This is a genomic window from Streptomyces sp. 3211.6, assembly GCF_003634815.1.
In the GTDB taxonomy this organism is placed as follows: Bacteria; Actinomycetota; Actinomycetes; order Streptomycetales; family Streptomycetaceae; genus Streptomyces; species Streptomyces katrae_A.
Map to the genome: position 1 here is coordinate 6,355,145 of NZ_RBXC01000001.1, position 22,235 is coordinate 6,377,379.

General features: G+C 72.9%; 15 protein-coding genes. 13 read left to right on the forward strand and 2 right to left on the reverse strand.

All coding sequences use genetic code 11. The features are described from left to right. The first annotated feature begins 114 nt into the window (after positions 1-114). From BX286_RS29220 to BX286_RS29275, 12 genes are all read left to right on the forward strand, one after another. A complete protein-coding gene (locus tag BX286_RS29220; RefSeq protein ID WP_121016767.1) occupies positions 115-1,362 on the forward strand; it encodes a tryptophan 2,3-dioxygenase in 1,248 nt (415 codons plus the stop codon). Then, a complete protein-coding gene (locus BX286_RS29225; protein ID WP_121016768.1) occupies positions 1,362-2,213 on the forward strand; it encodes a hypothetical protein in 852 nt (283 codons plus the stop codon). Before BX286_RS29220 ends, BX286_RS29225 begins: the two co-directional genes overlap by 1 nt. Continuing rightward, positions 2,210-6,655 (forward strand): non-ribosomal peptide synthetase, encoded by a 4,446-nt coding sequence (locus BX286_RS29230; RefSeq protein ID WP_121016770.1) that lies wholly within the window; start codon positions 2,210-2,212, stop codon positions 6,653-6,655. Before BX286_RS29225 ends, BX286_RS29230 begins: the two co-directional genes overlap by 4 nt. Next, positions 6,652-11,187, forward strand: a complete 4,536-nt coding sequence (locus tag BX286_RS29235) for a condensation domain-containing protein (RefSeq protein ID WP_121016772.1) — start codon at positions 6,652-6,654, stop codon at positions 11,185-11,187. Before BX286_RS29230 ends, BX286_RS29235 begins: the two co-directional genes overlap by 4 nt. Continuing rightward, positions 11,184-12,770: a GNAT family N-acetyltransferase gene (locus BX286_RS29240; RefSeq protein WP_121016773.1), complete on the forward strand. Its 1,587-nt coding sequence runs from the start codon at positions 11,184-11,186 to the stop codon at positions 12,768-12,770. The genes BX286_RS29235 and BX286_RS29240 overlap by 4 nt, the downstream gene beginning before the upstream one ends. Before the next feature lie 57 nt (positions 12,771-12,827). After that, complete coding sequence (locus tag BX286_RS29245) at positions 12,828-14,144, forward strand: MFS transporter (RefSeq protein WP_159036703.1); 1,317 nt, start codon at positions 12,828-12,830, stop codon at positions 14,142-14,144. 100 nt (positions 14,145-14,244) lie between these two features. Continuing rightward, positions 14,245-15,588: a class I adenylate-forming enzyme family protein gene (locus BX286_RS29250; RefSeq protein WP_121016775.1), complete on the forward strand. Its 1,344-nt coding sequence runs from the start codon at positions 14,245-14,247 to the stop codon at positions 15,586-15,588. Further along, positions 15,585-16,361 (forward strand): SDR family NAD(P)-dependent oxidoreductase, encoded by a 777-nt coding sequence (locus BX286_RS29255; RefSeq protein WP_100862524.1) that lies wholly within the window; start codon positions 15,585-15,587, stop codon positions 16,359-16,361. Before BX286_RS29250 ends, BX286_RS29255 begins: the two co-directional genes overlap by 4 nt. Beyond that, positions 16,355-16,621, forward strand: coding sequence for an acyl carrier protein (locus tag BX286_RS29260; RefSeq protein WP_121016777.1), 267 nt, complete (start codon positions 16,355-16,357; stop codon positions 16,619-16,621). The genes BX286_RS29255 and BX286_RS29260 overlap by 7 nt, the downstream gene beginning before the upstream one ends. Positions 16,622-16,633: 12 nt before the next feature. Beyond that, complete coding sequence (locus BX286_RS29265) at positions 16,634-17,413, forward strand: thioesterase II family protein (RefSeq protein WP_079430529.1); 780 nt, start codon at positions 16,634-16,636, stop codon at positions 17,411-17,413. Next, a complete protein-coding gene (locus tag BX286_RS29270; RefSeq protein WP_079430530.1) occupies positions 17,413-17,871 on the forward strand; it encodes a hypothetical protein in 459 nt (152 codons plus the stop codon). Before BX286_RS29265 ends, BX286_RS29270 begins: the two co-directional genes overlap by 1 nt. Positions 17,872-17,986: 115 nt before the next feature. Next, positions 17,987-18,742, forward strand: coding sequence for a thioesterase II family protein (locus BX286_RS29275; RefSeq protein ID WP_100862523.1), 756 nt, complete (start codon positions 17,987-17,989; stop codon positions 18,740-18,742). Positions 18,743-18,763: 21 nt separating this feature from the next. On the opposite strand, the gene BX286_RS29280 is transcribed toward BX286_RS29275, so the two are convergent. Then, the gene (locus BX286_RS29280) at positions 18,764-19,534 is read right to left on the reverse strand and encodes a GNAT family N-acetyltransferase (protein WP_100862522.1); all 771 of its coding nucleotides are present in this window, start codon (positions 19,532-19,534) and stop codon (positions 18,764-18,766) included. Positions 19,535-19,618: 84 nt separating this feature from the next. Between BX286_RS29280 and BX286_RS29285 the strand changes: the two genes are divergently transcribed. After that, positions 19,619-20,581, forward strand: a complete 963-nt coding sequence (locus tag BX286_RS29285; RefSeq protein WP_187344214.1) for a phosphotransferase family protein — start codon at positions 19,619-19,621, stop codon at positions 20,579-20,581. Here the strand turns inward: BX286_RS29285 and BX286_RS29290 are convergent. Then, complete coding sequence (locus tag BX286_RS29290; protein WP_121016780.1) at positions 20,572-22,158, reverse strand: AMP-binding protein; 1,587 nt, start codon at positions 22,156-22,158, stop codon at positions 20,572-20,574. The two genes, BX286_RS29285 and BX286_RS29290, sit on opposite strands and share 10 nt — an antisense overlap. Positions 22,159-22,235: the final 77 nt, after the last annotated feature.

Consider the following 22,235-nt stretch of genomic DNA (forward strand, 5'->3'; position numbering starts at 1 on the left):
CTTTCGCTTTTCCTTTGCCGCCACCGGTGTGCGTATGCACAAAGAAAAGGTTGACAGGGTCGGTCTCGGTCAACATAGTTTTTTATCGGCAAGATCATACGTGGGGGATTCTGTATGTATTTCGACGAGGGGGAGTTCGGCCTCCCGGGACTCCTGCTGATGGAGCTTGATTCCTGGCAGCAGTCACCGCTGGCCGACGAGTTTCCCTATGCCAATGTCGTGCGCTACGTCAGATCCGTCGGAAAGCACTTCCTCGCGGCGCCCGTCGTCGAGGCGCTCGTCCGGGCCCGCGCCGGCGGCCCCGAGATCCCCGGTGACGACGCGAGCCGCGACCACCTGCGGCGATTCCTCTCGGTGGTGCTGGACAAGCACGACGGGACCTACGACTACACCACCTACACGGCCCTGGACCTGCTGCGCCCGCAGAAGGCGGTACCGCTTCCGGAACTCGAGGACGAGGTCGGCACGCGCATTGCGTTCCTGCTCTACGATGCCCTCGCATTCGAGAGCGGGGCGGCATTGGGCCACCGCTCCCAGCTGCCGTGCATGCGTCCCTCCCGGGAAGTCGTGGAAAAAAGAATGCGGCACGGGCTCCGGGTCGCCGTGGAAATGGATATGCTGAGCGGCAAGCCCCTGACCCCGAAGGTCTCCGGCCTGCAGGAGCGATTCGATCAGCTCAGCGAAGTGATCCGAGCGGCGCCGCCCGGGATGGCCGCCAGGCTGGACCAGACCCTCATGCCGGTCTACGTCATCCACGATGAATACCTCTTCATCCGGGTGCTCCAGTCATTCGAGTCGATATTCGAGTGCCTGGCCCGGCTGGCGTCGGAGGCGATCCTCAGGCTCGAAGCCCGGGACGCCGAAGAAGCCCTCCTGAGCCTTTCCTCGATCTCCCGGGTGCTGAGCGGCGGACTCCCGCTCTTCTCCCTGCTCGCCACGATGCAGCGCGAGTCCTTCGAGTTCTTCAGGAAGTTCACCGAGGGCGCCAGCGCCATCCAGTCCGTCAACTACAAGACCTTCGAAGCCCTGTGCGGCACGCCCGCGCCCGAGCGCGTCGAGTCCCCGGCCTTCCGGTCCGTTCCCCAGGTGCGCGGCCGCGTCCTGCAGAGCATGACCACCGTGCGCGGGGCCGCGGACGCACTGATCGCGAGCCACGCCCACGCCCCGGAGGTCGAGGCGCGCCTGGCCAGGGAGATGGCCCAGATCGAAGCCGTCCACCAGCGCTGGAAGCGAACCCACTACCGGCTGGCCGTCCGCATGATCGGCTCCGTCAGCGGCACGGGCTACACCGAGGGCACCCCGTATTTGAGATCCGTCATCGACAACCGGCTGTTCCGCCGGGCTGAGGAGACTACGCACTAATGGCACGACGCATCGAAGAAGGCCGGCCGGGCGAGGCCAAGGCGGTTCTCAACCCCAGCGAGCCCAACCCGCTCCTGCGTTTCGAGTACGACCGCGGCAGCAACTACGAGATGGACACCCGGATCACCCTCGCGATGGCCGCCCTGGTCCCCGAGGCGGAGCTGATCAACTCCGATCACCGGATGTTCCAGATCGTCCACCTGGTCAACGAGTACGTGTGGTGCTCGATGCACAACGAACTGGGGCGTGTGGCCGGGGCCCTGGACAACGACGACTTCGGGCTGGCCGGCCGGCTCATGGCCCGGACGAACGGACTGGCGGAACTGCCCGTCCAGTGCGTCCGGATCCTGATGGACCACCTGCCCCAGGCGAGCTTCCTGCGCATGCGCGACCACCTTCCGGCGAACACCAGCGGGCTGGACTCCCCGGGCGGACGCAACCTGCGCCGGGTCTGCCGGGCGGTGTGGAAGTCGTTCGAGGCCGCCATGAAGCGGGGCGGCGTGACCTCCAAGGACCTGATCGAGGAGTTCGCCCGGGAAGGGGGCGAGGCACCCGCCGCGTGGCTGAGCGGGCTCTCGACCGTACAGACCGGACTCCACGCGCTCGACTGCAAGCTCATGGAGTGGAACCAGCTCCACCTGCGCCTGGTCCGCCAGCACCTGGGCGGCCACCCGGCGGCGCGCACCGAGCAGACCTCCGCGGCCGACGGCGCCGACGGCCCGACGAGCCTGCGCGGTGAACCCGTGAACGAGCTCGAGCGGCTGTCCGAGCGCTCCGTCTTCCCGCTCCTGTGGAAGAGCGTCGACGACGCCTACCGGCAGGCGACCCCGGACCGGACCACGCAGATATGAGCGACGTCGTCACGGCCGGAGCCGAACAGCTCGACCTCTGGCTGGCCGCGAGCCAGGAACCGGAATCCTCCCGCTACAACGTTCCCGTCTGCCTGCGGTTCCAGGGCCGCATCGACGAGGCGGCCCTGCGGGTGGCGCTCGCGCGGCTGCACGAGCGCCACCCGGCACTGCGGTCCTCCTTCCGGGCGGACGAGGACGGCGCGGTGCGGCAGACCGTCGCCGAGCACGTCGAGCCCTCCCTCCGGGTCGTCCGGTCCGACCAGGACCTCGACGACGCGCGCAGGGCGGCCTGGGCCGAACAGGCGGGGCTCCGGCCCCTCGACATGACCACCCCCGGCCTCCTGCGGTCCGACCTCCTGCTGGAGCCCGCCGGAGCCGTGCTGGTCATGACGGGCCACCACATCGTGCTCGACGCCGCCTCCGTCGACCTCCTCGTGGACGACCTCTGCGCGTTCTACGAGCAGGCCACCGGGGCGCAGCCGGCCGGGGCGCGGGCGGAGGAGGCCGGGGAGACCGGGCAGGACGACGGCGGGGAGCCCTGCGGGCAGGCGGCGGAGGACCTCGCCCACTGGCTCGCGGTCCTCCACGAGTCCTGCGAGATGCTGGAGCCCCTGCCCGACCTGGTCCGCGGCGTGCGGCCCTCGTCGGCGGCGTGCGAGGAGGCCTCGCTCACCGGCGAGTCGCTGTCGGCCCTCCGGGCCCACTTCGAGTCCGCGCTGGTCTCCCCGGCGATCGGGGTCCTCGCGGGGTGGACCGCGGTCCTCCACCAGTGGAGCGGGCAGTCCGAAGGCCTGCTGGGCATCCCGTTCAGCGGGCGGACCGGTCCGGGCCGTGACGACACCGTCGGCCTCGTCGCACGGGTGCTCCCGGTGAGATCGTCCTTCGCGCCGCAGACCCCGTGGAGCGACCACCTGACGGCCGTCCGCGGCCAGGTGATCGAGTCCTTCGAGCACTCGGGCGTGGACACCGGCGCCCTCCGCGCGGAGCTCGCGGCGCAGGGCCGGCGCTACCCCGCCTTCCGGGCCACCTTCACCCACCGCACCGAGCCCGGCGTCAAGCGGCTGTCCTCCGGCACCACCGTCACACGGGCCGACGTGCGACTGGGCGCCGTCAAGCACGACGTGGCGCTGATGGCGGTCGAGGGCGACGGCGGCCTCACCCTGAAGCTGGACTACGACGCCGGCCTCTACCGGCCGGCGACCGCCCGGGCCATGCTCGACCAGCTCGTCGGCCTCCTGCTCGCCGCCTCGGCGAGCCCGTCGGCGCCCATGGGCGCCCTCCTGCTGGAGTCCGACGCGGCCGCCGCACCCGCGGACGGCCCCGCGGTCCCGGCCCCCCACCCGACGGTGACGCCGCCGCAGATGGTCCTCGACGCCGCGAAGGCCGACCCCGGCCGCATCGCGGTCGTCCACGGCACGCAGTCGCTCACCTACGGGGAACTGGTCGCGGCCTCCTCCCAGGTCGCCCGATGGCTCCTGGAGGACGACGGCCACGCCCAGGCTTCCGCGCGCCAGTCCGAGGAACTGGTGGCGGTGCTGCTCGGCGAGGGCATCGACGCCGTCGTCGCGTTCCTCGGCATCGCCCTGGCGGGCAAGGCGTACCTGCCGATGGAACCCGGGTACCCGGACGAGAAGCTCGCGGCGATCCTGCGTGACTCCGGCGTCCGCCGGGTGCTCACCTCGCCCGACGGCGTGGAGCGCGTCTCGCGCCTCGGCCAACCGGCGCACTCCGTCACCGACGTGCGAGCGGCCGCCGCCGGCCTCCCGGACGTCCCGCCCGGTGTCGCACTCCACCCCGACATGCTCCTCAACGTGCTGTACACCTCCGGATCGACCGGACGGCCCAAGGGCGTGATGCTGTCGCACCTGGGCGTCTCCCGGCTGATGCGGGGCGACGGCTACGTCCGCCTCGAAGCGGACGACAGGATCGCCCACTTGTCCCCGTTGAACTTCGACGGCGCGACCTACGAGATCTGGGGGGCGCTCACCCACGGCGCGCGCCTGGTGATCCTCGACCGGGAGCTGGCGCTCGCACCCGCCGGCCTCCGCGACGCCATCGCGGAACACGGCGTCACCATGCTCATGGTCACCACCCCCCTGTTCCACAACCTCGTCACCGAGGCCCCCGACCTGTTCCAGCACCTGCGGATCATGGTCTTCGGCGGTGACACGGCCGCGATACCGCAGGTGGCGCGTGCCGTGAAGTGGTGCGGTCCGGGAGTGCTGCTGCACGGGTACGGGCCGACCGAGAACTCCTTCACGTCGATGTTCACCAAGGTCGACGCGGTGGAGGAGGGGAGCCGCACGCTCTCCATCGGACGCTGCGTCCCGGGAACGCAGGCGTACGTCGTCCACGAGGGGACCTTCGACCTCGCTCCCGTGGGATGCCCCGGCGAGCTGCTGCTCGGGGGCGTCGGTCTGGCCCGGGGCTACCTCGGCGACCCGCGCCGGACCGCCGAGGTCTTCGTGCCGGACCCCTTCGGCGGCCGGCCCGGCAGCCGTCTCTACCGCACGGGCGACCGGGTCCGCCTGCTGCCCGGCGGTGAGATCGAGTTCGTCGGGCGCATGGACGACCAGGTGAAGATCCGCAGCCAGCGCATCGAGCTCGGCGAGATCCGCTCGGCCCTGCTCGCCGACGCCGCGGTCCGCGCCTGCCACGTCACCACCTGGCGCAACCCGCGCGGCGAGAAGGAGATCGCGGCCTACCTGGTGATGCGGCCGGGCGGCAGCTGGCAGGACGTGCGGTCCCGGACGGCCTCGGTCCTCCCGGAATTCGCCGTGCCGACCGCCTGGGCGGAACTGGACGAACTCCCGCTCAACGCCAACGGCAAGGTCGACTGGCGCAGGCTGCCCGCGCCGCAGCGCCGGTCCGCGCCGCGTCCGGCCTCCGCCGGCCGGCCGGCGCCCGCGCCGCCGCACGGACTCGACGCCGTCCGGTCCGCGTGGGGCGAGGTCCTGGGCGAGGTCCCGGCGGACGACGACGTGAACTTCTTCGAAGCCGGGGGCCATTCGCTCCTGCTGGTGCGCCTCCAGGCCATGCTGAAGCGGCACGCCGGTCTGGAGCTGGGCATCGCCGAACTGCTCAGGTACACCACCGTCCGGGCCCAGGCGGCACGGCTGGGCACCCCCGACGGACTCCCGCCGGCCGCCCCGGCCGCCGGCGCCGCCCGCGCCGACGAGCCGATCGCCATCATCGGCGTCGCCGGACGCTTCGCCCAGGCGCCGGACGTGTACGCCTTCTGGGACAACCTGCGGGACGCCCGGGACTGCGTGGCCGGCGCCGACGCGCCGGCGGTCGAACTCGGCGACGGCCGGCTGCGCATCGACCGCTGGGGCCTGCTCGACCAGGCGCGCGCGTTCGACGCCGAGCTGCTGCGGATGTCCCCGGACGAGGCGCGTGCGACCGACCCGCAGCACGGCCTGCTCCACGAATGCCTCTGGTCGGCCATGGAGAACGCCGCGGTCACCCCGGACCGGCTGCGGGGGCGCACCAGCGTCTACGCGGGCTGTGCGGAGACCGGGGCACAGGGATCCCCCGGCGAGGGCTCCCTCGCGGAGGACCTGTCCCGGGCCTTCACCTCCAGGCCCTCCTTCGCCGCCACCCGGTACTCCTACCGCCACGACTTCCAGGGCGAGAGCGTCATGGTCGACACGGCCTGCTCGACCTCCCTCGTGGCGGTCCACATGGCCTGCGCGAGCCTGCGCTCCGGCGCCAGCGACTACGCCTTCGCCGGCGGCGTGTCGATCGCCGACCCGGAGAACGGCGGATACGTCTACGAGCCCGGGATGATCTACGCGACGGACGGCGTCTGCCGGCCCTTCGACGTCCGCGCCACCGGAACGGTGGGCGGGGACGGCGCCGGTGTCGTCCTGCTCAGGAGGCTGTCCGACGCGCTCCGTGACGGGGATCCGGTCCACGCCGTGATCGTCGGCTCGGCGGTCAACAACGACGGCAACCGCAAGGCCGGTTACACGGCGCCCGGAGCGGACGGCCAGGTGGCCGTGCTCCGCAGCGCGCTGCGGGTCGCGGGCCGCGACGCCGGGGACCTCGGCTTCGTCGAGACCCACGGCACGGGCACCCGGCTCGGCGACGCGGTGGAGGCGACGGCGCTGGGCGAGGTCGTCGGGAAGCGGGCCGCCGCGCTGCCGGTCAGCTCCGTGAAGTCCGCGATCGGCCACTGCAACACGGCAGCCGGTGTCGCCGGCCTGCTCACCGCGGTCTACGCGCTGCGGGAGAAGGTCCTTCCGGGCACGGTCAATTCGGGGCAGCCGATCGAGGAGCTCACGCAGAACGAGAGCCTTCGCCTGCTGACCGCGAACGAGCAGTGGCCGGCCGGGGACGCACTGCGGCTCGCCGGGGTGAGCTCGTTCGGAATCGGCGGCACCAATGCCTGCGTGCTCGTGGAGGAATTCACCGAGCCGACTGGGGGGACCCATCAGTGACTGTACAGAACAGGGTTGAACCACCCTTCATCCTTCCCGTCTCCGCGCGGGGCGCGGCCGCCCTGGCGCACACCTCGACCGGTCTCGCGGCCTTCCTCGAAGACCGCTGGGGCACCGCCCTGGGGGATGCGGCGCACACGCTGGTACACGGCCGGGAGGGGTTCGAGCACCGCCTCGCCGTACTCGCCGGCGACACGGAGACCGCGGCGGCCCTGCTCCGGAACCCGAAGGACCCCTCCGCCGGCGTCCGCACGGGCGTGGCCGCCGCGGGCGAGTGCCGTACGGTCTTCGCCTTCACCGGCCAGGGCGGCCAGTACACCGGCATGGCGGCGGGCGCGTACGCCGCGTACCCCGAGTTCCGGGAGTGGCTCGACCGGGCCCACGCGCTGCTGGACGGCGTGCTGCCGTACCCGCTCCTGGACTGCCTGTTCGACCCGGACGGGGCGGAGCGGCTGGCCCGGACGGACATCGCGGCACCCGCGCTGCTCGCCGTCCAGTTCGGCCTGGTGCGCGTGCTCGCCAGGTACGGGATCCGTCCCGACGCGGTGCTGGGGCACAGCGTGGGCGAGTTCGCCGCCGCGGCCGTCGCGGGTGCGGTGTCCGAGGAGGACGCGCTCCTGCTGGTGGCCGAGCGCGGCAGGCTGATGGTCGAGAAGACGGAGCCCGGCACCATGCTGTCGGTCCGGTGCCGCCCGGGCTCCGCCTGGGACACCGCCAGGGTGGCCCGGCTGGTCGCCGACGAGCCCCTGGCGGCGGTCGCCGCCGTCAACAGCCCCCGGGACCTGGTGCTGAGCGGGGAGCGCCGGGTCCTGGAGAGGATCGAGGAGCTGCTGGGCGGCGAGGGCGTGCGCACGCGACGGCTGTCGGTCTCGCACGCGTTCCACTCCCCGCTCCTGCGCCCGATGGCGGACGAGTTCCACCGGGCCGCCGAAGCGGTCGCCTGGTCGGCCCCCGCCTCCGCCGCGTGGTTCAGCTGCGCCGCCGGCCCGATGGCCACGGCACCCGACGCCGCGTACTGGCGGGAGCACCTGCTCCAGCCGGTGGAGTTCTGGGACGCGCTGTCCCAGGTGTGCGCCGGAGGAACCCCGACCGTCCTGGTCGAGGTCGGCCCGCACCCCACGCTCCTCCAGCTCGCCGGGCAGCTGGCCGACCCGCCGGGCCTGGTGCAGACGCTCGACCGTGAGCGCGACGCGGCCGCAGGCCTGGCGGGAGCGGCGGCGCAGGCGTGGTGCCTGGGCGTGCCCGCGGACCTCACCGGCGGCGTGCCCGGCCGCCGGATCCACCTGCCGGGTTACGGATTCGACCGGCGGGTCCACTCGGAGCGACCGGAAAGCAAGCCGAGCCCGAGCCCGAGCGCGGGTACGACCGCGGGCACGGCCGCCGCCGTGGCGCCGGAAGCCGGCCGGCCGTCGGCACGTGACGTGCTCGAAGGCATCTGGACGGACCTGCTGTCCGTCACCCCCGAGGACTGCGCCTCGTTCGTCGAGGCCGGCGGGGACTCGCTGGCCCTGCTGCGGCTGCGCCAGCGCCTCGAGGCCGAGCTGGGCAGCGCGCCCGGCCTGGCCGAACTGCTGGACGCCGGCACCTTCGCGGCGATGCTCGCCCTGCTGCCCGAGCCGGCGGGGGAGCCCTCCGCCGCGGCCCCGGCCCCGGCCGCAGCCGAGGCTCCGGCCGGATCCCCGCGGACGGTGGCCTACCGGCCGTCCCTGGCCCAGCAGCGGATGCTGTTCGTGGACCTGATGCAGGACGACTCCAACCAGCACAACGTCACGCTCGCGGTGGACATCGCCGGCCGGGTGGACCCGGCCGCGATGCGGGAGGCCTTCACCGACGCACAGCGCCGCCACAGCGGTCTGCGCACCGTGTTCCACCAGCGGGGCGGGCAGTTCGAGACGGAGATCCTCGCCGAGCCGGGCGTGGAGCTCTCCGTCCTCGACACGGCACACGCACAGCCCGGCCCGCTCCGGCCGCTCACCGGGGACGAGGACGTCCGGGAATGGGTGCGCGAGCTGGGCGAGCCTCCCCTGCGCTGCTTCGCGCAGCCGCCCGTGCGCGCGACGCTGGTCCTCGGACCGGAGCGCAGCCTGCTGGTGATCACCGTGCACCACGCGGTGACCGACGCGACGTCCATGGGCGTCATGGTCGAGGACCTGGCGCAGGACTACCACCGCCGCCGGGCGGGCGACGACACCCCGGCCCGGGCCAACCGCCACCAGTTCCACGACGTCCTCGCCGAACTGGAGCGGGCCGAGCGCAACGACACCACCGGGAGCAGCGCCTACTGGCGGTCACAGCTCGACGGCGCGCCGGACCTGGTGCCCCTTCCCACCGACCGTCCCCGGCCCGAGGTGCGGGCGGGTGCCGGCGCGATGTGGGGCTGCGACCTGGACCCCGCTCTGGCGTCACGGATCCGCGCCCTGTCCGCGGAGCTGAACACCACACCGTTCAGCACCATGCTGACCGCCTACGCGGTCCTGCTGCGCCACCACAGCGGCGCCGACGACATGGCGATCGCGACGCCGGTCACCAGCCGGTCCACCGAGGCGGCGCAGCGGGTCTTCGGACTGATGCTGAACACCCTGGTGCTCAGGGTGAAGCCCGGCCACGACGAGTCGTTCACCTCCTTGGCGAGGTCCGTGAGCGCGGTGGTGCTCGAAGGGATCCAGCACTCGGCGTTCCCGTTCGACAGGCTGGTCGCCGAGCTGAACCCCAAGCGGCACCCGGGCCGCACCCCGCTGTTCTCCGTGATGTTCGCGATGCCGGTGGACTTCCCGCTGCCGGCCTTCGACGGCCTGCCCAGCCGGCCGGTGGAACTGCCCGGCATCGGCGCGAAGTTCGACCTGACCCTGTACGTCACTCCGGCCGCGGACGGCGGTCTGCACCTGGACCTGGAGTACGACCCGGCGCTCTTCGACGAGGCGACGGTCCGGCAGTGGGGCGCCGACTACACGCGGCTGCTGGAAGCGGTGGTGGCCGATCCCGGCAGCCGGCCGTCCCTGCCCGCGCCCGAGGCGTCCACGGGGAACACCGGACCGAAGGAAGGCACGAACATGACCGAAGACGGCGACCGGCCGTTCAGCGATCTCGAACGCTATGTCGCGGACCTCTGGTCCCAGACCCTGAAGACCGAAGTCGGCCGCCCCGATGACGACTTCTTCGCCATCGGCGGCCACTCCCTGCAGGTGCTGACCTGTCTGGTCGAGATCCAGGAACGCTACCCCGACACCACCATCCAGGACTTCTTCGCCTACCCGACCGTGGAGCAGTTCGCCGCCCGGCTCGCGGAACTGGGCGCGGAGGCGCCCGCGGCCCCCGTCCCGGAGACGGCCGGGCGCGCCGAAGCGGTCCCCGAGGCCCGTCCGGCCCGCTCCACCGGGCCGGCGGGGGCCGACGGCGGAGAGGTCCTGCTCACCGGCGCGACCGGTTTCCTGGGCGCGCACGTGCTGGCCGCGCTGCTGCGCGAGCCCGGCCGCCGGGTGACGTGCGTGGTGCGGGGCAGCGGGGAGGTCCCCGCCGGGGACCGGCTCGCCCGGGTGGTCGAGTACTACGTGCCGGACGTCCTTTCCGAACTGCCGGACCGGGTACGGATCATCGAGGGAGACCTCAGCACGATCGGCCCCGACGAGCTGGCGGCTTCCACCGAGGGGGTCCGGGAGCTCATCCACGCGGCCGCCGAGGTGCGCCACTACGGTCCGGACGACCGCTACGCCGCGAACAACATCGCCCCGACCGCCCTGCTCGCCCGCCTGGCCCTGGAGCGGGGCTGGCGCATGGCCCACATGTCCACGCTGTCCGCCGTCGGCCCCGCGCCCGGCGACGGTCCCCTGGTCACCCTGCGGGAGGACGACTTCGACCGGGGCGAGAACTTCGACAGCCCCTACGCCCGCTCGAAGTACGAGGCCGAACTGGCCGTCAGGAAGGCGATCGCCGACGGCCTGGACGCGACCGTGCACCGCGTGGGCACGCTGGTCGGCAACACCCGGACCGGAACGTTCCTGCCCGATCCGAGCGTGAACATGATGTACCAGATCCTGCGGGTGATCCTCACCTGCGGCCTGGTCCCCTCGGCGCCGGGGTGGGGCATGGACCTGACCCCCGTCGACTTCGCGGCCGACGCGATCCTGCGGCTCTCGCGCGACCCCGCCCACTCGGGACGCACCTTCCACGTCTCCAACCCGGTGAGCCTCCCCTCGACCGACCTCGCGGTCATCCTCCGCGACCTTGGCTACGCCGTGATCCCCGCCGCCCCGCAGGCGGTGGGGGACTGGCTGGGACGGCCGGGGGCCGACGCGGCCGACGCCAACGCACACGCCTTCCTCGCCCAGTTCGTCAAGCCGGTGCAGACCCTGGTCGAGTACGACGCGCAGGCCACGGCGGAGGCCCTGGGCGACCTGCGCTGCCCCCGGCCCGACGCGGCCCTGCTGCGCACCCTCATCGGCCACGGCATCGAAACAGGCTTCTTCCCGAAGTCCCGGCTCTGGGACTTCGCGACCCTCCTCGACAACACCAACGCGTTTGGAGCAGCACAGTGATCTACGACGTCGTCACCAACGACGAGGGCCAGTACTCCACCTGGCCGGCCGAGCGGGACCTGCCCGAGGGCTGGAAGCAGACCGGATTCCGGGGCGGCAAGGAGGAATGCCTCGGCCACATCGAGGCGGAGTGGACGGACCTCACGCCGGTGTCGGTGCGCGAGCTCCTGGAACCGCAGACCAACACCCTCGGCACGGAGCGCCTGGTCCTGCGGGAGCTGACGCCCGCCCAGGTGGCCGGGCTGCTCGACGAGAACGCCACGTCCGAGGACTGGATCGAGGGCTACCCGCTGCCCGGCAGCAAGAACGCCGCCACGGGGTTCGGGCGCCGCACCGCCGACCAGATGCGGTTCGGGTTCGGCATGTACCACCTGGTCCGCGCCTCGGACGGCCTGGTGATCGGCGAGATGGGCTTCCACCAGCCGCCGAACGGCGGTGCCGTCGAAGTCGGATTCGGCCTCGCCGAGTCCTGCCGCGGCGCGGGTTACGCCACCGAGGCCCTGACCGGGCTCGCCCGCTGGGCCTTCACCCAGCCGGGGGTCGACCAGGTCGTGGGCCGCACGCTGACCGCCAACACCCCCTCCCAGGGCGTGCTGACGCGGACGGGCTTCCGGCACGAGTCCCGCGACGGGGACATCGAGCGCTTCGTCCTCCGGGCGGCGGACCTCGCGCCGGTCTCCGAGCCCCTGGGCCTCGACGACGAGGGCGCTGCCGTGATCGCCGACGTGATCGACGCGCGCCTGCCGGGCGGGCGCCGCCACGAGCTGGTCTTCGCGCCCGGCACCGACCCGCTGGTCCGGGCGGTCCGGGAGGACGGCAGCACGCTGGCCTTCGTCCAGTGCGGTGCCCTCAAGGGCGTCGACGACAAGGACAACCACTTCCTGGACATCGTGGTACGCCCCGAAGCCGCGCGCCGCGGCCTCGGCTCGCGCCTGCTCGCCGAGGCCCGCGTCTTCGCCCGGGAGGAGGGCAAGAGCGGCCTGATCGCCGCCACCGCCGACGAGGACGCGATATCCGGCTCCTGGGTCCGCAAGCACGGCTTCGAGGTGATCGGCCTGCACGGCGTGAGCAAGCGCGCCCCTGGTGCGCCGGCCGCCGAAGCCCCCGACCACCTGGCCGTCCAGCAGGTGGACAGGGCCGACGCCGAGGCCGTGGAGGAGCTCGTCGCCCTCGCGGTGGCGACCTGCTCCGAAGTGGTGCTGCCCGGCGGCGTGAAGCTCAAGCTGGAGCCGGAGACGGTCCGGCACATCGTCCTCGGCAAGGGCGAGGGGGACGGCCTGCTGTTCATCTGCCGCCAGGACGGCCGGCCCGTCGGCTGGCTCGCGTCGGACTCGGTCCGGGAAGGCGGCGTGCGCCTGGTGGACGCGCAGGTGCTCGCCGAGTGCGCCGGTACCGGTGTGCTCCAGGCGCTGCTGGCCGCGGCGGCCGGACGGGCGGACCGGGAGGGGCTCACGGTGACCTCGGTCGTCGAGGAGAAGGGCCAGCCCGAACTCGCCGAAGCCCTCGTCCGGGCCGGCTTCGTACGCGAGAGCGGCCGGACGATCTGGCGGCTCACCCTCGACACCGCCGCTCCCCAGGCCTGAACCTCCCCGCCGGCGCCAGGGCACCGGCAGCTCCCGTCGAACCGAAAGATGCGCCCCATGTCCTCAACCAAGCAACATCCGCTCCACGTGATCGGCCTGCTGCCACGCCGCGCCCAGGCGCTGCTGGTCGCCAACGCGGTGAACTCCTTCGGCGCGGGCCTGGTCATGCCCTTCCTGCTGGTGTACTTCGGAGACGTCCGCGGCCTCGACATCCGGACCGGCCCCGCGGCCATCGCCGTCACCGGCCTGTGCTCGTTCTGCTCGGGGCTCGTCTGGGGCCACCTCCTGGACAAGTTCAGCTACCGGCTCGTGATGCCGGTCGTCATGATCATCGCCGGTGCCGGCACCAGCCTCTACGCCGTCGCCGACCGGCCGTGGATCGCGCTGGCGGTCGCGGCCCTGTACGGCCTGGGCATGGGCGGCGTGGGCACGGTCACCAAGACGATGTTCGCCACGGTGGTCCCCAAGGAGCACCGCACCCTGACCTTCGGTCTCGAGTTCACCCTCTTCAACGCCTTCGTCGGCCTCGGCGTCCTGGCCGGCGGCCTGGTCGCCGCCGGCACCCTGCGCAGCTACCAGCTGCTCTACGTGGGTGACGGGCTCTCCTTCCTCATCACCGCGGTGGCCTTCCTGGTGCTCCTGCCGAAGTCCGCGCAGCCGCAGAGCCCCCAGGCCAAGGGCGACCCCGACGCGCCCAAGCCCTCCTACCGCACCGTCCTGCGCACCCCGGCGCTCGCACTGGCCCTGTTCGGCATGCTGCTGTGCGCGACCGTCTCCCTCAGCCAGTTCCAGTCCGCGCTGCCGGGCTACGTCACCGTCAACGACGCGGTCACCCCGCGCGGGATCTCGGTGGCCTTCATCGCGAACGTCGTGGTGATCGTCCTCGCCCAGTTCCTGCTCATGCCGCGGCTCACCGGGGTGCGCAGGAGCGCCCTGATCTCGGCGTCGGGCGTGCTCTCGGCGGCCAGCTGGGTGTGCGTCTACTTCGCCGGCCTGACCTCCGGGACCGCCGCCGTGGTCACGCTGATCGCGGGTGTCGCGATCTTCTCGGTCGCCGAGGTCATCGTGATCCCCGTCGTCGCCGCGCTGATCAACGGACTGGTCACCGACGAGGTCCGCGGACGCACCAACGCCCTGTTCTCCTTCGTCATCTCCGGCGGGATGATCCTCGGCCCGCTGCTCACGACCGCCCTCCTCGACGTCAACGACGGCAAGGTGCTGATCGTGGTCCTGGCGGCCGGCAGCCTGCTCGTCCCGCTGGCCGGGCTCAGGCTCCGCCGGAGCCTGTCGGACGAGCACGACCTCCCCGAGGCGCAGACCCCGGACAAGGCCGAGGCCGCCCCTCAGGAAGAACCGGCCGCGGCCACGGCCTGATCCCCGCCGGGCCCGGGCCGGAGGCCTGCGCGTCCTCCGGCCCGGCGCCCCCGCCCTCTCGAAGAAAGACAGCACTGATGACGACTGCAGCGAGGAAACCGTGACGAGTTCACTGATCGACCGGTTCCGTGACTTCGGGGACACGGACGCCCTCGTCGTCGACGGAGTCCGGTACACGTACGCGAACCTGGCGGAACGCGTCCGTGACTGGCGCACCTACCTCGACGAACAGGGGGTCGGCGCCGGCCAGGTGGTGGCCCTGGAGGGCGCCTGCGACGCCGACGTGTGCGCCGCGTTCGTCGCACTGGCCGACCGGGGCGGCATCACCGTGCCGCTGCCGCGTTCCTCGGGTGCCAAGCGCGCGGAGTACCACGAGACCGCCGAGGTGGAAGTCGCCGTCGTCGTGGACGGCAAGGGGGGACGCGTCCTCGAGCGGACCGGCCGGACGGCGACGCACGCCCTCCACGGAGGTCTGCGGGACGCCGGGACACCCGGCCTGGTGCTGTTCAGCTCGGGAACCACGGGGCGCAGCAAGGCGATCGTGCTGGACCTCGGCAAGATGCTCGCGCAGTACGGCGAACCGTCCCGGGCGCGACGCACCCTGGGCTTCCTCAGCATCGACCACATCGGCGGCATCAACACCCTGCTGCACACCCTGAACCACGGCGGCACCCTGGTCACGGTCTCCGACCGCAGGCCCGACACGGTGTGCGCGGCGATCGCCTCGTTCGGCGTCGAAGTCCTGCCCACGACACCGACGTTCCTCAACATGCTGCTCATCTCGCACGCTCACGAACAGCACGACCTGAGCTCGCTGCGCCTGGTCACCTACGGCACCGAGCCCATGCCCCAGCGCACGCTCGAACTGCTCCACCAGGCCCTTCCGTCGGTGCGGCTCAAGCAGACCTACGGTCTCTCGGAGCTCGGCATCATGTCGACCAAGTCGAAGGGCGACGGCAGCCTGTGGGTCAAGCTCGGCGGCGCGGGGTTCGCGTACCGGATCGTCGAGGGAATCCTCTGGGTCCGCTCCGACACGGCCATGCTCGGCTACCTCAACGCGTCCGCCCCCTTCGACGCCGACGGGTTCTTCAACACCCAGGACGCCGTGGAGACCGACGGCGACTACGTACGGATCCTCGGCCGCGTCACCGAACTGATCAACGTGGCCGGGGAGAAGGTCTACCCCAGCGAGGTCGAGAGCGTGCTGCTCGAAATGCCGAACGTCGCCGAAGCCACGGTCTCCGGAAGGCCCAGCCACGTCACGGGAATGGTGGTGAAGGCCACCGTGAAACTCGTCAGCCCCGCGGACCCCCGTGAGGTCACCCGCCAGGTCCGCGAGTACTGCGGACGAAGGCTCGAAGCGTACAAGGTGCCGCTCGTCGTGGAGGTCTCCGACGCCGACCAGCACTCCGACCGGTTCAAGAAGGTGCGTACCCCCGCATGACAGAGAACACCGATACCCGCAGCACGATCGTGGAGAAGGACGCCGACGAGGGCCGGGTGGCCGTCGTCAGCGGGGGCAGCCGGGGGCTGGGACGCGTCCTGGTCGAACGCCTGCTCGCCGACGGCTGGCGTGTCGCCACCTTCAGCCGCTCCGCCTCCGACTTCATCGCGGAAGCCAGCGCCGCCCACCCCGAGTCCTTCTACTGGGAGGCCGTCGACCTGGGCGAGCCGGAGACGGCCCGCGGCTTCGTCCGCAACGTCCACCGCGTGTTCGGCAGACTGGACCTGCTCGTCAACAACGCCGGCATCGTGCGTGAGGAACTGCTCTTCACCATGCCGCCGAAGGCGATCGAGGCGCAGATCACCGCCAACCTGGTGGCCCCCATCATGCTCACCCAGGCCTGCGCCCGGGTGATGACCCGCCAGGGCGGCGGGGCCATCGTCAACATCTCGTCCATCAACGCCATCCGCGGCTACCGGGGCGTCTCGGTCTACGCGGCGGCCAAGGCGGGCCTCGACGGCTTCACCCGCAGCCTGGCCCGTGAACTCGGCGGCAACGGCATCCGCGTCAACTCCGTGGTGCCCGGCTACTTCGACAGCGCGATGACCGCGGAGATGCCCGCCGCCCACCGCGGACGCATCGAACGCCGGACCCCCCTCGGCAGGCTCGCCGCGGCGGACGACGTGGCCGACGCCGTTCTCTACCTCAGCTCCCCCCGGGCGCAGTTCGTCACCGGGCAATCCATGGTCATCGACGGAGGTCTTACATGCTGAACGCACGAGAGTCGATCGAGGCGGAAATCGTCCGCCTGGTGCAGGGAGCGGGCGGGGACGCGCCCGCGCTCTCCCCGGGGACCGACCTGGTCGGACTCGGCCTCACCTCGCTCATGTTCGCCGAACTGCTCATCGGCCTGGAGATGGAGCTCGGGGTGGACCCGTTCCAGGGCGAGACCTCCATCGTCGAGATGCGGACGGTCGGCGACCTGGTCAAGGCCTACGACGACGCGCTCGGCGCAGAGTCCGCGCGAGGGTGAGGGAGGGCGACCTTGAGCATCTGCGTTCTCCGCGGCCGGTCGACCGCCGTCGTGGAACCCGCTGAACTGACCCTGATCCTCCTGCACCACGCGGGAGGGTCGGCGGGGAGCTTCGTGCCCCTGCTGCCCCACCTCCCCGAGAGCTGGCGGATCCTGGCCCCGGAACTGCCGGCGCGGGCGACCGCACCCCGCCAGCCGGTCTGCCCGAGCGTCACGAGCGCGGTGGACTCGTTCGCCGAGGGGCTGAGCGGAGAACTCTCCGGCCCCTACGCGGTCTTCGGCCACTGCCTCGGATCGCTGATCGCCTTCGAGCTCGTCCACGAACTCGCGAAGCGCGGACACCGGCCCCTGTGGGTCGGCGTTTCCGGGAGCCCGGCGCCGCAACTCGTCGTCCCCGAACCGGCGAACGGCCGGCCCGAGGACTGGACGCGCGAGCAGTACGTCGCGTACATGCGCTGGCTGGGCGCCACCCCCGAGGAGCTGTGGAACAACACCGTCCTCGCGGACCGCATGATCACCGCGCTGCGCAACGACCTCGTCGTCAACCACGGGTACCGGTACGAGGACCGCGCGCCCCTGGCCTCTCCGCTCTCGGTCATGAGGGGGGACGCCGATCCGCTGGTCAGCGCCGAGGAGATGCGGCCGTGGTCCGACCACGCGGACGCCACGGACTTCCGCACCTGGCCCGGGGACCACTTCTACCTCTTCGACCGCCCGTCGGAGGTGTCCGCCGGGATCGTCGGCGCCATCACCGAAGCGGCCGCACGAACCGAGACGACGGGAGTCCGCTGATGGCGACCCGATCCGCCCGCGCCGTATGGCGGGGCCCGCTCTTCGGCGAGCGGCCGCAGGACGCAGGGGAGGGTTCGGTCTCCCTCGACTCGGTGGGCGCCGGCCTGCGGATGCGATGGAGCAGCCGGATCTCCGAGCCCGCCGGGGAGAGCACCCCGGAGGAGCTGGTGGCGGCGGCGCTGGCCATGGACTACGCGCAGTGCCTCACCCACAAGCTGGAGGAGCGAGGCCACCTCGCCCGGGTGCTCGACGTCGAGGCCACGCTCCACCTGGAGCTCGTCGAACCCGGCCGCCACTCCCTCACCTCGGGCTCCCTGGTCGTCCGCGGAGAGGCGGACCTGCCGCCCGACCTGTTCCAGGAGCTGTCCCTGACCGCCCACCGGGAGTGCTTCCTCGTCATAGCCCTGGACCTGCCCATCTCGGTCCGGGCGACCCTGTCCGCCCCGAGCGGCGGCTAGGCAGGTGCCGGAGGCCGGGTCCGCGCGGACGTGCCGCGCGGACCCGCCCGGCCTTCGCGGGAGACCGCGGGAAACACGAACGACCGACAGACGCGACGACGAGGTGCACACGAGCATGACCACCGGCTTGGACGGCGACACCTGGTTTCGCAGGTACTCCGCGACGGACACGCCCCGCCGCCGCCTGCTGATCCTGCCTCACGCGGGTGGCTCCGCGAACTTCTTCCACCCCTGGGGCCGCGCCTTCGACGACGGCACGGAAGTCCTGGTGGGGAAGTACCCCGGTCGCTACGAGCGGCTGGCCGACCCCTTCATCTACACCATGGACGAGCTCGCCGACCAGGTGACCGCCGCCCTGCTGCCCCTCGCGGACGTGCCCCTGACGCTCTTCGGCCACAGCATGGGGGCGTCGCTGGCCTACGAGGTGGTGCGGCGCCTGGAGCAGCGGCACGAGGTGCGGCCCGCCGCCCTCCACGTGTCCAGCCGTGAGGCCCCGCACCGGGTGCCTCCCCGGGACCTCTACCGCAGGGACGACGCGGCCCTGCTCGCCGAACTGCGCAGGCTCGGCGGGACCGACTCCGCCCTCCTGGACGACCCGGACGTCCAGGAGTTCGTCCTGCCGGCGCTCCGGGCGGACCTCACCGTCGCGGACACCTACGGCCCGCGCCCCGCCGGCCCGGTCGGCTGCCCGGTCCACGCCTGGATCGGCGACGCGGACCCGTCCACGCCGGCGCGGGAGATGAACGCCTGGGCCGATGTCGCGCCCGCCGGATTCCGGCTGCGGGTCCTGCCCGGCGGCCACTTCTACCTCGTCGAGCAGCGCGACGCGGTGCTGCGCGAGCTCTCGGGCCACCTGGCCGCCGCGGTCTGAGTCCCGGCCGGGGCGGCGGTGTCAGGTCCGCTGGAAGCCGTGGTGGCGGCCGATGACCGAGAAGCCGCGGCGCTCGTACCAGTGGCGCGGCCAGTCGTCCGCGTCGGCGGTCAGGAAGCGGGTGGCGCAGTGCGCGTCGGCGGCCCCCCGCAGGGCGGTGGCCAGTACCGCGTCCGCGTAGCCGCTCCTGAGGTGGAGTTCGGAGGTGATCAGGTCCTCGATCTGGGCCGTGCCCGAGGCCGCGTCCACGTAGAGGTCCGCCCACGAGGCGACCTCGCCCTCCGGGGTGCGGGCGCCGATGAACCGCACCGCGGCGGCCCCGCGCCGGTTGGTCTCGCGCCGGTCCACGAGCTGGCGGATCACCTCCTCGTCGGCGTCGGGCAGATAGCCGCGCCAGCGGCGGGCCAGCGGTTCGCGGAGCGCGTCCAGGTCCACCTCCTGCGCCCCGCCGCCGGGCGGCACGGGGCCCTCGTGCAGCATGACCAGGTAGGTGGAGCGGGTGTACCCGGCCCGGACCAGCGGTCCGGCGCAGGCCTCGCCCACCTCGTCGTCCAGGACCATGACCAGACGGTGCGACAGGTGCCCCAGGGCCTCGTCGGCCAGGCCCGGCAGCGCCCCGGGATCGGGCGTCCCGTCGATGACCACGTGGTTGTTGGAGTAGGAGAGCGCGAACTCGTCGTCGAGCGCGGCGAAACCGCCGGGGAGCTCGACGGTCCGCGCGGCCCGGCGGCGCGCGAAGCCGGCGAGGAAGCTCTTGATCTGGTCCATCTGCTGCATCTGCGAGCCGGTCATGGGGAGGAGCCTAGGCGGCCGGACCCGTGACCGCCGCCGAATTCCGCCCCCGGTCCGTGGCATATGCACGTAGGCTGGCCTGCCATGGAGACGACGGGGGAGTCCGAGGAGAGCTGGGCCGCCACGCGCGCCTGGGTGGACAAGACGCTGTCCGGTGGGGAGCGCGTCGAAAGCGCGGCCCTGCTCCGGGGCGGCTGGACCTCCACGATGCGCAGGCTGGAGCTGACGGGCGGGGCGGAGGGCCCCAGACCCCTGGTACTGCGCTCCTTCGTCCGGCCCTTCTACCTCCGGCACGCCGAAGGGCTGCTGACGCGCGAGGCGGACGTCCTGCGGCTGCTCGACGGCACGGACGTGCCCGCCGCCGCCCTCGTGGCCGTGGACGCGACGGCGCAGTACTGCGACCACCCCTCGCTGCTGATGTCCCTGCTGCCGGGAACGGTCCGCCTCGACGGTGAGGAGGCGGACCGGCGCGCCGGGCTGATGGCCCGCCAGCTGCTGGCCGTCCACCGGCTGGAGGTGCCCGGGCGGGACCGGCCCCGCGCCTACCAGGCGTGGACCTCCGCCGAGCGGGTCAGCCCGCCGGAGCGCACCCGCCGGCCCGGGCTGTGGCGGCGGGCCGTGGACGCCATCCGCCGCGACCCCCCGCGGCACCGGGCCTGCTTCCTGCACCGGGACTTCCACCCCGGCAACGTCCTCTTCGAGGGCGCCGGCGCTCAGCTGCGGATCAGCGGGGTCGTCGACTGGGTGGAGACCTCCTGGGGCCCGGCCGACCTCGACGTGGCCCACTGCTCGACCTCCCTGGCCCTGCTGCACGGGGTGCCGGCGGGCATGGGCTTCGCCGACCGCTACCTCGCGGCGGGCGGGACCCTGGCCGAGGACCCGGCCGACCACCTCTACTGGCGGCTGCTCGACGCCCTGGCCTTCGCCCCGGACGCCGAGAAGGTCGCCGTCCCCTGGCGGGGGCTGGGCCGGTCCGACCTCACCCCGGCGGTCATGACGGACCGGCTCGAGGACTACCTCGACGCCCTCCTCGTACGCTACGGCTGAGCCGGGGGCGGGCCGCCCGGCGCCCCCAGGGCCGCCGCCAGCAGCCGCTTGTCCGGCTTGCCGACCTCGGTCAGCGGGATCCGGTCCACGGTGTGCACGGCCCGGGGCGCGTACATCGCCCCCTTGTGCCGCGTCACGTACTCCCGGATCACCCCGGCTCCCGCGTCCCGCCCCGGTACGGGGACGACCGCGGCGTGCACCTCCTCGGTCCCGTCCTCCCTACGCACCCCGAACACCGCGCAGCGGGCGACGGCGGGATGGGCGAGGAGCAGTTCCTCCACCTCCGCCGGGTGGACGTGCCCGCCGACCACGACGACCTTGTCCCCGAGCCGGTCCACGACGAACAGGTGCCCCGAGGCGTCGAGGCAGCCGACGTCCCCGGTACGGATCCAGCCGTCGCGCAGCACCTCGGCGGTCGCCCCGGGCCGGCGCCAGTACCCGCTCATCGTCATCGGCGTCCGGACGACGATCTCCCCGGTCTCCCCGGCGGGCAGGGGCCGGCCGTCGGCGCCGCGGATCTCGATGGTGACGCCGGGCGCCGCCCGCCCCGCCGTCGGCCGGCCGCCGGGGCCCGTCACCCCGTGCTCGTGCGGCAGCACCTCGGCGATGTTGCCCGCCTCGGTCTGCCCGTACCAGCCGTGCAGCACCGGCCCGAAGGCCCGGGCCGCCTCCCGCAGCCGCCCCGCCGAGGCGGCGGTGCCGCCGTAGAAGACGCGCCGCAGGGCGGACAGGTCGGCCGCCGGACGGTCCGGATGGTCCAGCAGCTCGTAGAGCAGGGGCGGCAGGAGCCAGACGTCGGTGACGCGCTCCCTTGCCAGGGCGGCCAGTACCTCACCCGCGTCGAACGCGGGCCGGAGCACGACCGTGCCGCCGGCCAGGAGGGTGATGTCCGCCAGGATGCCGGCCATGTGCGCCAGCGGGGTGCAGGCGAGCACCCGGGGCCGGCTCCCGGCCGGGATCCGGCCCGCGTAGAGGGCCAGCGCCGCGGCGTACGGGCCGTGCGCCATCCGCACGCCCTTGGGGATCCCGGTGGTGCCGCCGGTGAAGCGGACGCACCAGTCGTCCCCGGGCCGGGCCGCGCCCGCCACGGGCAGGGGCGGCCGCAGCGCCGCCGCCGCGGTGACGTCCTCGAAGCCGGGGGAGGGCCCCAGCGACAGCGCGGCGGGCACCGCCGTCCGGGCCAGCAGCTCCCCGGCGGCCGCCTCCGCACCGGGCGCCACCAGCAGCGTCACCGCGTCGAGGCTCCGCGCGATCCGGGCCCGGGCCTCCGCGGCCATGCCCTCGCTCAGGAACACCACCCGGGCGCCGAGCAGGTTCACCGCGTACCGCGCGACCAGCGCCTGGGGCTGGTTGCCCGTCAGGAAGGCGACGGTGGAACCCCGCCCGACCCCGCGCTCCGCCAGCTCCGCCGCCGTCCGCAGCACCCCGTCACGGAACTCCCCGGCCGAGACCGCGGGCCCCTCCGCCGGGACCAGGGCGGGGCGGCCGGGGTCACGGGCAAGCACCTCCAGCACGGACTCCGCGTAACTCGTGTACGGATCGGGCCGGCCGGGACTGTTCTCGGTGTTCTCGGTCATGTTCCGCAGGCTAGGAGCGCACCGCACATGCGGTCCAAGACCGGTTCTGCCATGAAAGGATGCCCCCACGGTTATGA